11 protein-coding genes and 1 riboswitch are annotated in these 12,606 nt (G+C 66.9%); of the genes, 5 read left to right on the top strand and 6 right to left on the bottom strand.

Annotation, left to right across the window (positions count from 1 at the left end):
- The 3 genes from GGC30_RS01640 to folD all read right to left on the bottom strand — a co-directional run.
- Positions 1–729, bottom strand: a 729-nt coding sequence (locus tag GGC30_RS01640; protein ID WP_370451824.1) for a YgcG family protein, incomplete at its 3' end; no start/stop codon positions are given.
- Positions 726–1,409, bottom strand: coding sequence for a LemA family protein (locus GGC30_RS01635; RefSeq protein WP_153922238.1), 684 nt, complete (start codon positions 1,407–1,409; stop codon positions 726–728). The genes GGC30_RS01635 and GGC30_RS01640, both read right to left, overlap by 4 nt.
- A gap of 61 nt (positions 1,410–1,470) precedes the next feature.
- Positions 1,471–2,394, bottom strand: a complete 924-nt coding sequence (gene folD, locus GGC30_RS01630; RefSeq protein ID WP_153922235.1) for a bifunctional methylenetetrahydrofolate dehydrogenase/methenyltetrahydrofolate cyclohydrolase FolD — start codon at positions 2,392–2,394, stop codon at positions 1,471–1,473.
- 92 nt (positions 2,395–2,486) lie between these two features.
- Between folD and GGC30_RS01625 the strand changes: the two genes are divergently transcribed.
- Both GGC30_RS01625 and GGC30_RS01620 read left to right on the top strand, forming a co-directional pair.
- Positions 2,487–4,385 (top strand): PPC domain-containing protein, encoded by a 1,899-nt coding sequence (locus GGC30_RS01625; RefSeq protein ID WP_153922233.1) that lies wholly within the window; start codon positions 2,487–2,489, stop codon positions 4,383–4,385.
- 47 nt (positions 4,386–4,432) lie between these two features.
- Positions 4,433–4,576, top strand: a riboswitch (yybP-ykoY riboswitch).
- A gap of 27 nt (positions 4,577–4,603) precedes the next feature.
- Complete coding sequence (locus GGC30_RS01620; RefSeq protein WP_153922230.1) at positions 4,604–5,176, top strand: manganese efflux pump MntP family protein; 573 nt, start codon at positions 4,604–4,606, stop codon at positions 5,174–5,176.
- A gap of 6 nt (positions 5,177–5,182) precedes the next feature.
- On the opposite strand, the gene hutH is transcribed toward GGC30_RS01620, so the two are convergent.
- Genes hutH through hutG form a run of 3 tightly spaced genes read right to left on the bottom strand, consistent with a single transcriptional unit; the run spans position 5,183 to position 9,195 of the window.
- Positions 5,183–6,712 (bottom strand): histidine ammonia-lyase, encoded by a 1,530-nt coding sequence (hutH, locus tag GGC30_RS01615; protein ID WP_153922227.1) that lies wholly within the window; start codon positions 6,710–6,712, stop codon positions 5,183–5,185.
- A gap of 3 nt (positions 6,713–6,715) precedes the next feature.
- Positions 6,716–8,380 (bottom strand): urocanate hydratase, encoded by a 1,665-nt coding sequence (gene hutU / locus GGC30_RS01610; protein ID WP_153922224.1) that lies wholly within the window; start codon positions 8,378–8,380, stop codon positions 6,716–6,718.
- Positions 8,377–9,195: an N-formylglutamate deformylase gene (gene hutG, locus GGC30_RS01605; protein WP_153922221.1), complete on the bottom strand. Its 819-nt coding sequence runs from the start codon at positions 9,193–9,195 to the stop codon at positions 8,377–8,379. Before hutG ends, hutU begins: the two co-directional genes overlap by 4 nt.
- Before the next feature lie 77 nt (positions 9,196–9,272).
- On the opposite strand from hutG, the gene GGC30_RS01600 reads away from it, so the two are divergent.
- From GGC30_RS01600 to hutI, 3 genes are read left to right on the top strand one after another with little or no spacing between them, the layout of a single operon-like run.
- Positions 9,273–10,649, top strand: a complete 1,377-nt coding sequence (locus tag GGC30_RS01600) for a formimidoylglutamate deiminase (RefSeq protein WP_370451823.1) — start codon at positions 9,273–9,275, stop codon at positions 10,647–10,649.
- Positions 10,646–11,371, top strand: coding sequence for a histidine utilization repressor (gene hutC, locus GGC30_RS01595; RefSeq protein WP_370451822.1), 726 nt, complete (start codon positions 10,646–10,648; stop codon positions 11,369–11,371). The genes GGC30_RS01600 and hutC overlap by 4 nt, the downstream gene beginning before the upstream one ends.
- Positions 11,368–12,561: an imidazolonepropionase gene (gene hutI / locus GGC30_RS01590; RefSeq protein WP_153922216.1), complete on the top strand. Its 1,194-nt coding sequence runs from the start codon at positions 11,368–11,370 to the stop codon at positions 12,559–12,561. Before hutC ends, hutI begins: the two co-directional genes overlap by 4 nt.
- Positions 12,562–12,606 lie beyond the last annotated feature (45 nt).

Genomic DNA, 12,606 nt, shown 5'->3' with positions numbered 1-12,606 from the left:
GCCTCTGCCGGAGTTCCGCAGCGCCTCTGACGCCGCCCACAGAAGGACCGAGCTGACATTGCTGCGTCGTCCGCGCCCGGACCGCATGGCGATCAAGAAGATGAACAGGAAAAGCCCGGCGATGATGACCAGCGGAATGATGGAGTCGCCCTTGGTGTCGGCTTGCTCGGCTGCGGCGGCCTGGGCGCGCGCCTGCGCCTCCGCCGGGTCGAGCGAAAGCTGGGCGATCAGGGCGTCCACGCCCTTGATCACGCCGGCCTGATAATCGCCGTCTCGAAACGACGGGAGGATGTCGTTGCGGATGACCTGGGACGAGAAGGCGTCGGTCAGGATGGGCTCCAGCCCATAGCCGACCTCGACGCGGACCTTGCGTTCATTCGGCGCAACGATCAGCAGGGCGCCGTTGTCGTTTTCCTTCTGGCCGATGCCCCAGGCGCGGCCCAACTGATAGCCGTAGTCCTCGATCTCCTGATCCCGAAGGCTATTGACCGTCACGACGACCAGCTGGTCGGTCGAACTGGCTTCCAGCGCCGCGAGCTTTTCAGTCAGGGCCTGTTCCGTCGCCGGATCGAGCAGATTGGCCTGATCGACCACGCGGCCGGTCAGTGGCGGGAAGTCGATCTTGCTCTGCGCGGCCGCCGGAAGGACGAGCAGCAAGGCGATGAGAAGGCCAAAAAGGAGGGCGGCGACGCCAGGCGAACGCCGCGCCGCCGCTTGGATGGTCGTCACTGGGCGGGCGGGGTCGCGCCCGGCGCCACGGCCGGTGCGCCGCCGCCGGGCGCCGAGGCGTTGGCGGGCGGGGCGTTCAGATTGAAGTTGACTTGCGGCGCCGACTGGGCGGCGGCGGTGGCGGTGAACAACTGCATCGGCTGCGACCCGCCGTGCAGGGTCTTGGCCCAAATCACCTGCGGGAAGGTGCGCAGGGTCGTGTTGTAGTCGCGAACGGCCTCGTTGTAGTCGCGGCGCGCGATCTGAATGCGGTTTTCAGTCCCTTCCAGTTGCGACTGCAGGGTCAGGAAGTTCTGGTTGGCCTGAAGTTGCGGATAGGCCTCGACCGTCACGAGCAAGCGCGACAGGGCGCCGGACAGGTGGCCCTGGGCTTCCTGATACTGCTGGAAGGCCTGCGGATTATCGAGGTCGTCGGCCGAGACATTGACCGAGGTGGCGCGGGCGCGGGCGTTGATGACGTCCGTCAGGGTGGTGCGTTCCTGGATCGCGGCGCCTTGAACCGTCGCGACCAGATTGGGGATCAGGTCGGCGCGGCGCTGATACTGGCTCTGCACATCGGCCCAGGCCGCCTCAGCGCGTTCCTGCTTGGTCGGAATGGTGTTGTAGCCGCAGCCCGCCCCGGCGGGGACGATGATCAGAGCGCCGGTCAGAGCGACGGCGCGAGCATTGAGGCGGACCATGACATCTCCCGTTCGGCGATAGCGCCGTGGGGCGGGACTATTCACCGGCCCAATGAATGCATCAAGCGTCCAATGGCTCCGGTTGGATATTGTTGAGACGGCAGGCGGCCGAATAGGTGTTGGCCAGCAGACAGGCGATGGTCATGGGGCCGACGCCGCCCGGCACCGGCGTGATGCGGCCGGCGACCTCGACCGCCTCCTTGAAGGCCACGTCGCCGACGACGCGGGTCTTGCCCTCGGCGGCCTTGACGGGGTCGGCCGAGGGGACGCGGTTGATGCCCACGTCGATGACGGTCGCGCCCGGCTTGATCCAGTCGCCCTTGATCATCTCGGGCCGACCGACGGCGGCGACGAGAATATCGGCTCGACGGCAGACCTCGGGCAGGTCCCGCGTGCGCGAATGGGCGATGGTGACCGTGCAGCTTTCGCCGAGCAGCAGTTGCGCCATCGGCTTGCCGACGATGTTGGAACGGCCGACGATGACGGCGTTCAGGCCCGACAGATCGCCGAGTTGATCCTTCAGCAGCATCAGACAGCCCAGGGGCGTGCAGGGGACCAAACCCGGCAGGCCGACGGCCAGACGACCCGCATTGACCACGTGAAAGCCGTCCACATCCTTGTCCGGCGAAATGGCGTCCAGAACCACCGTCGCGTCGATGTGGGCGGGCAGGGGCAGTTGAACCAGGATGCCGTGGATGCCGGCGTCCGAGTTCAGCTGGGCGATCAGGGCCAGCAGTTCATCCTGGCGGGTCGATTCGGCCAGGCGGTGGGTGTCGGAGCGCATGCCGGCGCGCAGCGTCGTCTCACCCTTGTTGCGGACGTAGATCTGGCTGGCCGGGTCCTCGCCGACAATGACGACGGCCAGACCGGGTTTGACGCCGTGCGCGGCTTCCAGCCGGGCGACGGCCGCGCCGACGCGTTCCACCAGGGCGGCCGAGAAGGCCTTGCCGTCGATCAGCGTCGCAGGCGTGGATTGGGCCGACATGGCAGCTCCGTCTGGCGGGAAATCAGGATGGCGGCGATTTACAGCCGTCACGGTTCGGCGTCTATGATCCGCAGCCTATGCTGGAGGAATTCATGAACCGTCCGTCGCTCGCCGCCGCTGTCAGCACCCTGGCCCTCTTGTGGGCGGTCGCGCCGGCCGTGGCCCAGGACGCGCAGTCGCTGCGCATCGGGGCCAATGTGAACGGCGCCCTGACGGACGGCGACGCCAAGGCGGCGGATGACGAATATCGCTACGACGACTATCGGTTCGAGGCGCGGGCGGGGCAGCGGCTGGAAGCTATGCTGAGATCGGACGCTTTCGACGCCTATCTGGAAGTCTACGCCGACGGCGCAGCGGGCGAGCCGCTGGCGTCCGACGACGACGGGTTGGGGGACGGCACCAATGCGCGGCTGCGGTTCACGCCGGAACAGGCGGGGACCTATGTTCTAAGGGCCCGGACGCTGAGCGGACTGGACGGCGGCGACTATCGTCTGTTGTTGCAGGAACGCCCGACGCCGCCGCGAGCGCCGCGACCCAGCGGCATTCGTGTCGGGGCGACCCAGAGCGGCGAACTGACGGCTCGCGATCCTGAGCAGGAAGACGGCGGCCGCTATGACGCCTACGCCTTCCGCGCCAACGCCGGCGATCGGTTTGTGGTGACGCTGGACTCCGAGGCTTTCGATCCCCTGGTGCGGGTGGGGCGGATGAACGGTCCCGATTTCGTCGAGATCAGTTCGAACGACGATGCGCCCGGCGGTGGGCTGAATTCGCGGCTGACCTTCACGGCGCCGACCACGGGCGAATATGTGATCCGGGCCACGTCGCTGGAAGACGGGCTGGGTCGCTACGAACTGGGCCTGGCAGAGGCGCCGCCCGCGCCGCCGTCAAAGCCCATCGCGATCGGTGACGAGATCAAGGGTGAACTGGACTCGGACAGCGCCACGAACGACGGCGGCCAGCGCGCGGAGACTTATCGCTTCACCGGGACGAACGGCCAGCGCGTGGCCATCGAGATGAAGTCGAGCGACTTCGACGCCTATCTGACGCTTCGCCGTGCTTCGGACGATACCGTTCTGGCGGAGGACGATGACGGCGCCGGCTCGGGCACCGACGCCCGCATCGCCCGCACCTTGGACGCCGACGGTGACTACATCATCGAGGCGCGTGGATTCAGTGACGAGGCCGAGGGCGACTATACGCTGAAGCTGACCGAAACCGCGCCGCCGCCGCCGCCGACCACGGCGACTTTGGGTCAAACCGTGGAGGGCGAGATCACCGACGAGGACCCCCAGGGCGACGATGGCAAACGCTATGACGCCTATGTCTTTGCTGGAACGGAAGGCCAGCGCGTTCAGGCGATCCTGCGGTCCGGCGACTTCGACGCCTATCTGGAGATCGGCAAGGCCGACGGTGAGTTCGAGGCGCTGGCCAGCGATGACGACGGCCTGGCCGAGGGCACGGATTCGCGGCTGAACTTCACCCTGCCGTCGGACGGTAGTTATGTGGTCCGCGCCATGCCGCTGGATGCGGAAAGCAAGGGCCTCTATTCACTGGAACTGCTGGATCGCGGGCCAGAGCCCAAGCCCGGCAGTCTGCTGATCGGGTCGACCGTGCGCGGAACCCTGTCGAACAGCGCCGCGCTCAGCGACGAAGGCGCCTTTTTCGACGCCTACCGCTTCCAGGCCAAGAAGGACGAGAAGCTGCGTCTGACGATGGTGTCGAATGCCTTCGACTCCTTCATCGACCTGGGCAAGCAGGATGAGGACGGCGATTTCACCAGCCTGGCCACCGATGACGACAGCCTGTCCGACGCGCACGCCAAGCTGGATTGGACCGCGCCGGATGACGGCTGGTACGTCTTGCGCGCTCGCGCCTACGGGCCCAACCAGATGGGCGCCTATGCCCTGACGGTCGAGCGCCAACCGGCCGGCGCATCGACCTCGTCGCGCGATGATGCGCCCGCCGCGACGGCGCCCAAGTCGGGCGCCTGATCGACCTGTGAGGTTGCCAAGCGCAGGAAGCGGCGTGTAGAGAGCCGCCTCCTGTTGGGGAGTAGCTTCCGGCGTTCGTCGTCGGGATCGCGTCAACATACTCGCGCTTCGGCGCGTGGCGCGATCAGCGGAACCACCGCCTAGCGAGACCAGCGTGTCCTGACGCCGCGACCGGCCGGTGCAGGACCGCTGTCACGCGTCCGGTCGAGTGCTGTCCCATGACCCCAGGCGCCATCGCCATTCTCTCGCTCAGCATGTCCACGGACGCCTTTGCAGCCGCCGTCGGACGCGGGGCGTCGCATCGACCCGCCGTCAAGGACGCCGTCAAGGCTGGACTAGTCTTCGGCGTCATCGAGGCGATCACGCCCCTGATCGGCTGGGGATTGGGCATCATCGCCGCCGGCCTGGTTGAGAAGGTGGATCACTGGATCGCCTTCACCCTGCTGCTGATCGTCGGCGGCAAGATGATCTGGGAAGGCGTTCAACCGCGTGGCGCGGACGAGGATGAGGTGCCGCGCCGGTCCGGCCCGTGGGCGCTTGTGGCGACGGCGGTCGGAACCAGCATCGACGCTGCGGCCGTGGGCGTTGGGCTGGCGTTCATCGGGGCCAATATCTGGGTGATCGCCGCCTCGATCGGCTTCACCACCTTTGTGTTGACCACCATCGGCATGCTGATCGGCAAGGCCGTAGGCACGCGCTTCGGCAAGACGGCCGAGATCATCGGCGGCGTGGCCCTGATCGGTCTGGGCACGGCCATCCTGCTGGAACACCTGGGTGTTCTCGGCGGCTGAGCCGGATCAGGCCGAAGGCAGCAGGTCCGCCGCAAAGGGTCGGTAACGACCCGCGCGCACGGCGTCGGTCGCACGGGCGATGTCCGGGGCGAAATAGTGGTCGCTGGCATAGGGGGCGGCGGCTTCTCGCACGATGGCGAAGACCTGTTCCAGCGGCGGCGAGCTGGTGAGCGGCCGATGGAACTCCAGTCCCTGCGCCGCCGCCAGAAGCTCGATGCCGACCACCGTCGCCGTATTCTCGGCCATGTCCAGCAGGCGGCGCGCGCCGTGGGTGGCCATGCTGACGTGATCTTCCTGATTGGCGCTGGTTGGCACGGTGTCCACGCTGCACGGATGAGCGACCATGCGGTTCTCGGCGATCAGGGCGGCGGCCGTCACCTGGGCGATCATGAAGCCGGAGTTCAGGCCGCTTTCCTTGACCAGGAAGGCCGGCAGTTCGCTCATCTTGGGATCGACCAAGATCGACGTGCGGCGTTCCGAAATATTGCCGATCTCGCACAGAGCCATGGCGATCTGATCGGCTGCGAAAGCAACAGGTTCGGCGTGAAAGTTGCCGCCAGAAATGACATCGCCATCCTCAATGAAGACCAGCGGATTGTCGGTCACGGCGTTGGCTTCACGTGCCAGCGTGGCGGCGGCGTTGGTCAGCACATCGAGGACTGCGCCCATGACCTGGGGCTGGCAGCGCAGGGAGTAGGGGTCCTGGACCTTGGTGCAGTCGTCGCGGTGACTGTCGCGGATGGCGGAGCCGGCCATCAACTCGCGCAGGCGGGCGGCGACGGCGATCTGGCCCGGTTGGCCGCGCAGGGCGTGGATGCGATGATCGAAGGGTGCGTCGGACCCTTTCAGCGCATCGACCGACAAGGCCCCGGCAGCGATCCCGGCGGCGAACGCCGCCTCGGCCGCGAACAGACCGGCAAGGGCCAGCGCCGTCGAGCACTGGGTGCCGTTCAGCAGCGCCAGGCCTTCCTTCGGGCCGAGCGTCAGGGGAGTGAGGCCGACCTTCGCCAGAGCGGCTTCGGCCTCCAAGGTTTCCCCGTTCAGCCGCGCCTCGCCCACGCCGATCAGGACGCAGGACATATGAGCCAGCGGCGCCAGGTCGCCCGAGGCGCCGACCGATCCCTTGGACGGAATGCAGGGCAGGATGTCCGCGTTGACCAGAGCAATCAGGGCCTCCAGCGTCTCACGCCGAACACCCGAGGCGCCGCGCGACAGACTGGCGATCTTCAGCAGCATCAGAAGACGCGTCACCGAATCCGGCAGCAGCGGCCCGACCCCGCAGGCGTGGCTGAGAACCAGATTACGCTGCAGCGTCTCCAGATCTTCAGGCGCGATGGAGGTGTTGGCCAGCAGACCGAAGCCGGTGTTGACGCCATAGACGGTGCGCCCCTCGGCGACGATGGCGGCGATGGTCGCCGCACCCTTTTCCACATCGGCCCAGGCGGTGGGCGTCAGTGAGACGGTAGCGGGCCCGTCCAGTACCGCACGAAGCTGCGCCAGGGTGAGAGGCGATTGGCCGAGGGTGATCGCGGTCATGGCTCAGGCCTTCAGGCTCGGAAGGTTCAGTTCGTGCTCCCGCGCGGCCGCGCGGGCTATCTCATAGCCGGCGTCGGCGTGACGCATGACGCCCGTGGCGGGGTCATTCCACAGCACCCGCTCGAGCCGTTGGGCGGCTTCCGGCGTCCCGTCCGCGACGATGACGACGCCCGAGTGCTGGGAATAGCCCATGCCGACGCCGCCGCCGTGGTGCAGCGATACCCAACTGGCGCCAGAGGCCGTGTTCAGCAGGGCGTTCAGCAGCGGCCAGTCGGACACGGCGTCCGAGCCGTCCATCATGGCCTCGGTCTCGCGGTTCGGGCTGGCGACCGAACCGCTGTCCAGGTGATCGCGGCCGATCACGATAGGGCCGGACAGTTCGCCCGACGCCACCATGTCGTTGAACATCAGTCCGGCGCGGTGGCGATCACCCAATCCGATCCAGCAGATGCGGGCCGGAAGCCCCTGAAAAGCAATGCGCTCGCCCGCCATGTCGAGCCAGCGATGCAAACCCGCATTGTCGGGGAACAGGCGCTTCATGGCCGCGTCTGTCTTTTTGATATCTTCCGCATCGCCGGTCAGGGCCGCCCAGCGGAACGGACCGATGCCCCGACAGAACAGCGGGCGGATGTAGGCAGGCACGAAGCCGGGGAAGTCGAACGCGTTCGTCACGCCCGCGTCGAGGGCGACCTGACGAATGTTGTTGCCATAGTCGGTGGTCGGCACGCCCATCGCCTGGAAGTCCAGCATGGCCTTCACATGAGCGGTGATGGAGGCGCGCGCGGCGGCGGCGACGCTGCTGGGTTCGCTGACGCGCTTGTCTTCCCACTCCGCGACGGTCCAGCCTGAGGGGAGGTAACCGTTGATCAGATCGTGCGCGCTGGTCTGGTCGGTGACCAGATCGGGCCGCACACCGCGACGGACCATTTCAGGCAATAGATCGGCTGCGTTTCCTAACAGGCCGATCGACAAGGGTTTTTTGTCCCGAAACGATTGCTCCAGCAAAGCCAGGGCTTGGTCCGGAGTTTCGGCCATGACGTCGACGTAACGCGTCCGCAGACGGAACTCGATCCGGCTGCGTTGGCATTCGATCGTGATGCAGGAAGCGCCCGCCATGGTCGCGGCGAGAGGCTGTGCTCCGCCCATGCCGCCCAGGCCTGCGGTCAGAATCCACTTGCCCGACCAGTCGCCGCCGTAGTGCTGGCGGCCAGCCTCCATGAAGGTCTCATAGGTGCCCTGAACGATGCCTTGCGTGCCGATGTAGATCCACGAGCCGGCGGTCATCTGGCCATACATGGCCAGGCCCTTGCGATCGAGTTCATTGAAATGCTCCCAGGTCGCCCATTTCGGCACCAGGTTGGAGTTGGCGATCAGCACACGCGGGGCATCGGCATGGGTGCGGAAGACGCCCACCGGCTTGCCGGATTGCACCAGCAGGGTCTCGTCGGCCTCAAGCGTCTGCAGGGTTTCCACGATCCTGTCGAACGCCGCCCAATCCCGCGCCGCCTTGCCGATGCCACCATAGACGACGAGGTCCTGCGGCCGCTCGGCCACCTCGGGGTCCAGATTGTTCATGAGCATCCGCATGGCCGCTTCGGCGGCCCAAGTCTTGGCGGTCTTTTCGGGTCCGCGCGGGCTGCGGACGATCCGGGCGTTGGGCGTGTTCATCGTTGGCTCTCGGCGAAGGCGATGCAGGCGGTCAGGACGCGGCGCAGATGGCCGCGCATCGGCTCGGCGCGATCCGGCTCATAGGGGCTGGGCCAGTTGTCGGGCGACACCGTGCCGGCGGGATCGAGGATGTAGCCCCGGTCCGCCAACTCCATCTGGATGGCGTGAACGCCTGCGTCGGGTTGGCCGTAATGACGCGTGGTCCAACCACCCTTGAACCGGCCATTGACGACCACGCTGTCGCCACTGATCGCACAGGCTTTTTCGACAGCCTGCGTCAGTTCGGCCGCGCAGGTTGCGCCGTCGTTGTCGCCAATATTGAACTGAGGCAGTTCGCCCTCGAACAGGCGCGGCACGACGGACCGGATGGAATGGGCGTCGTAGAGGACGACCGGGCCGTAGCTGCGCATTCGCTCCAACTGGCCCTGCAGGGCGGCGTGATAGGGATCGAACCAGATCGCGCGTCGCTCGGCGATTTCGGCCGGATTGGGTTCCTGGCCCGGCCGATACAGCGGCTCCCCGTCGAAGGTCTCGGTCGGGCACAGGCCGGTCGTGGTCATGCCGGGATAGAGGGAGACGCCCGACGGATCGCGATTCACATCGATGACGGTTCGGGATACCCCCGTTCGCACCAGAGTCGCGCCCATGTCGATCGCGAAGTCGTACAGCCGATCCACCCACCAGTCCGCATCCTTGCGCGCGAGCCAAGGCGAGGTTATCCGCGCCTCGATGGTAGCCGGAATGTCGGTGCCCGTGTGCGGCAGGCCGATCACCAGCGGCGCCGAACCTTCGTGGATGGTCAGCCAGTCCTGCATCCGTTCGGCCTCCCTCGCCAAATCGATCCACCGTGGTATGTCTAGACATATTGATCGTAACGACACGGACCTGTCCAGTGACCCTTCAGCCGCAGCCTGTGGATCGCACCCTATGGTTCGAGGCAGCCCTCTTGCCGGATGGATGGGCGCAAGATGTGCGGATCGGCTTGGCTGGCGGACGGATTGTCAGTCTGGAAACAGACGTTGCGCGCAGCCCGGCGGACGAAGGGGGCGGTGTCGCCCTGCCGGGCGTCGCCAATGTCCACAGCCACGCCTTTCAGCGCGCCATGGCGGGCCTGACCGAGGCGAGGGGGCCTTCGGACGACGACTTCTGGACGTGGCGCGAGCTGATGTACCGCTTCCTTGATCGGGGCGGTCCGGAAGAGATCGAGGCCATCACCGCCCTGGCCTTCCTGGAAATGCTGGAGGGCGGCTTCACCCGCGTCGCCGAGTTCCATTATCTACACAATGACCCGTCGGGCGCGGCCTATTCGGACCGGGCCGAGATCGCCGCGCGGATCGTGACGGCGGCGCAGGCGACGGGCATTGCCCTGACCCTGCTGCCGGTTTTCTACGCCCATGCCGGGTTCGGCGGACAGCCGCCGGCGCATGGACAGCGGCGTTTCATCAACGATCTGAACGGATTCGCCGATCTGGTCGCGCGATGCCGGACCCTGACCGCCGATCTGCCCGACGCCGTGGTCGGGGTCGCGCCGCACAGCCTGCGCGCCGTCAGTCCGGAAGAGTTGGCGGCCATGCCTTCGCTGGCGGGCGATGGGCCGATCCATATCCATGTGGCGGAACAGACCAAGGAGGTCACGGACTGTCTGGCCTGGTCGGGCGCGCGGCCGGTCGAATGGCTCCTGGCCAATGCGCCCGTCGATCGGCGCTGGTGCCTGATCCACTCCACCCATGTGACTGAAGCCGAGTGGCGCGGCGTCGTCGCGCGCGGCGCCGTCGTCGGTCTGTGCCCGATCACGGAGGCCAATCTGGGCGACGGCGTCTTCCCGGCAGTCGATTTCACGCGCGCCGGCGGCGGGTTTGGCATCGGGACCGATTCCAATGTGCAGATCGGCGTGGCCGACGAACTGCGGATGCTGGAATACAGTCAGCGGCTGGCGCTGCGCGGTCGCGCCGTCATGGCGGACCCTGAACGCTCGACGGGGCGCGCCTTATTCGATCGCGCGTTGGCGGGCGGCGTCCAGGCGACAGGTGCGGCGTCGGGTCTGAGCGTCGGGGCGTCGGCGGACATCGTATCGCTGGATACGAGCGGCGTCGCCTTTGCGGGACGGTCGGGCGATGCGGTGCTCGACAGCTGGATCTTCGGCGCGCCGACGGGCTCGATCCGTTCGGTGTGGCGAGCGGGCCGCGAGGTCGTGAAAGACGGCCGCCATATCGCCCGAGACGGCATCGAGGCGCGCTATCGCAAGGCCCTGTCGGCGGTGTTGGGGTGAGCCTACATCGCCGCATCTATGCCGACCTTGAGGGGCTTATCCTGTCCGGCGAGCTATCGCCCGGCGACCGCATTCCGTTCGAGCATGAGCTGACCGAACGCTACGACTGTTCGCGAATGACGGTCTCCAAAGCCATCTCGGAACTGGCTGGGCGGGGGCTGGTGACGCGTCGGCGTCGCGTCGGCACCTTCGTCGCCCAGCCCAAGGCCCACGCCGCCGTCCTGGCTATTCCCGATTTGCGGGCCGAGGTGATCGAGCGCGGGCAGGTTTACGGCTATGTCCTGCTGGAGCAGATCGAACGCGAGCCGGACGGTGAGGACGAAATCGAACTCGCGTCGGGAGGTCGTCTGCTGGATCTGACGTGTCTGCACAGCGCCGACGGCGCGCCGCTGGCCTTGGAACATCGGCTCATCGCGCTCGGCGCGGCGCCTCAAGCCATAGACGTGGATTTTCATACGGTTCCGCCAGGAAGCTGGCTGCTGGACTCCGCGCCTTGGACTGAGGCTGAGAACCGCATTTCAGCGATCGCGGCCGACGCCCGCTCTGCACGCCTACTGGAACTCAAGCCCGGCGCCGCCTGCCTGTGCGTCGAGCGCCGGACATGGCGGGACGGGCAGGGGGTGACGCGGGTGTGGCAGACCTTCCCCGGCGACCGCTACGATTTGGTGGCGCGCTTCTCGTCCGCTCATTCACCCGTTCTGGCAAAGGAGCCTCGCCGATGAAGGCCGACCGTCTGCTGATCGATTGCCATGCCGCCACCATGGTCAAGGGACCGGTCCCTTATGGCGCGATTCAGGACGCCGCCGTGGTCGTCGCCGATGGCCGCATCGTCTGGGTGGGACCGCGCGCTGACCTGCCGGCCGTGGAAGCGGCTGAAACCGAGCGGCTGGACGGGCGATGGATCACGCCTGGTCTGATCGACTGCCACACCCATCTGGTGTTCGGCGGCGACCGTTCGGCCGAGTTTGAACAGCGGCTGGGCGGAGCGACCTATGAGGAGATCGCGCGGGCGGGCGGCGGCATCGTCTCGTCCGTGAAGGCCACGCGCGCCGCGTCGGAGGATGATCTGTTCGCGTCGGCCATGACACGTCTGGCGGGGCTGAAGGCCACAGGGGTCACCACCGTCGAGATCAAGTCCGGCTATGGTCTCGACCTTGAGACGGAGCTCAAGATGCTGCGCGTCGCGCGCAGGATCGGGCGCGAGGGCGGGGTGCGTGTCCGTACCAGCTATCTCGGTCTGCATGCCGTGCCGCCCGAATATGGCGACGACCGGGCCGCCTATGTCGATCTGGCCATCGACCACATCCTGCCTGCCGCCCATGCCGAAGGTCTGGTCGACGCGGTCGACGCCTATTGTGAACCCATCGCCTTCTCAACCGCAGAGGTGTCGCGTCTCTTCGATAGGGCGCGGGTTCTAGGTCTTCCGGTGAAGCTGCACGCCGATCAGTTGTCGAACGGCGGCGGTGCGGCCCTGGCGGCGCGGTATCAGGCTTTGTCCGCCGATCACATCGAACATGCGAACGAGGAAGGCGTCGCCGCCATGGCCGCCGCAGGCGTGGTCGCCGTCCTGCTGCCCGGCGCCTATCTGATGCTGCGCGAGACCCAGGCGCCGCCCGTCGATCTGCTGCGCCGCCACGGCGTGCGGATGGCCGTCGCCACCGACTGCAACCCCGGCACATCGCCCGTCGCTTCCATGACCGCCGCGCTCAACCTCGCCTGTGTTCAGTTCCGCCTGACGCCGGAAGAGGCCTTGGCCGGCGCGACGCGAGAGGCGGCGCGGGCGTTGGGCCTGTTGGGCGAGATCGGCACCCTGGAAAACGGAAAAGTCGCTGATTTGGCGATCTGGGACATTTCGCGGCCCGCTGAACTGTCTTACTGGTTAGGGAAGCCGACGCTTCTCGGCCAAACATAATCCCCGGTTGTGGCCGATTAAAATGCACGCTAAAGGCGCGTTCCA

The sequence above is a fragment of the Brevundimonas sp. SPF441 genome, from assembly GCF_009661015.1.
In the GTDB taxonomy this organism is placed as follows: domain Bacteria; phylum Pseudomonadota; class Alphaproteobacteria; order Caulobacterales; family Caulobacteraceae; genus Brevundimonas; species Brevundimonas vesicularis.
This window is presented reverse-complemented; position numbering and strand designations above follow the sequence as displayed.

Bases quoted from the DNA above. Each gene is read 5' to 3' on its own strand.
- GGC30_RS01620 (WP_153922230.1), top strand. From the start codon at position 4,604: ATGACCCCAGGCGCCATCGCCATTCTCTCGCTCAGCATGTCCACGGAC.
- GGC30_RS01635 (WP_153922238.1), bottom strand. From the start codon at position 1,409: ATGGTCCGCCTCAATGCTCGCGCCGTCGCTCTGACCGGCGCTCTGATC.
- hutG (WP_153922221.1), bottom strand. From the start codon at position 9,195: ATGCAGGACTGGCTGACCATCCACGAAGGTTCGGCGCCGCTGGTGATC.
- hutU (WP_153922224.1), bottom strand. From the start codon at position 8,380: ATGAACACGCCCAACGCCCGGATCGTCCGCAGCCCGCGCGGACCCGAA.
- folD (WP_153922235.1), bottom strand. From the start codon at position 2,394: ATGTCGGCCCAATCCACGCCTGCGACGCTGATCGACGGCAAGGCCTTC.
- hutI (WP_153922216.1), top strand. From the start codon at position 11,368: ATGAAGGCCGACCGTCTGCTGATCGATTGCCATGCCGCCACCATGGTC.
- GGC30_RS01625 (WP_153922233.1), top strand. From the start codon at position 2,487: ATGAACCGTCCGTCGCTCGCCGCCGCTGTCAGCACCCTGGCCCTCTTG.
- hutH (WP_153922227.1), bottom strand. From the start codon at position 6,712: ATGACCGCGATCACCCTCGGCCAATCGCCTCTCACCCTGGCGCAGCTT.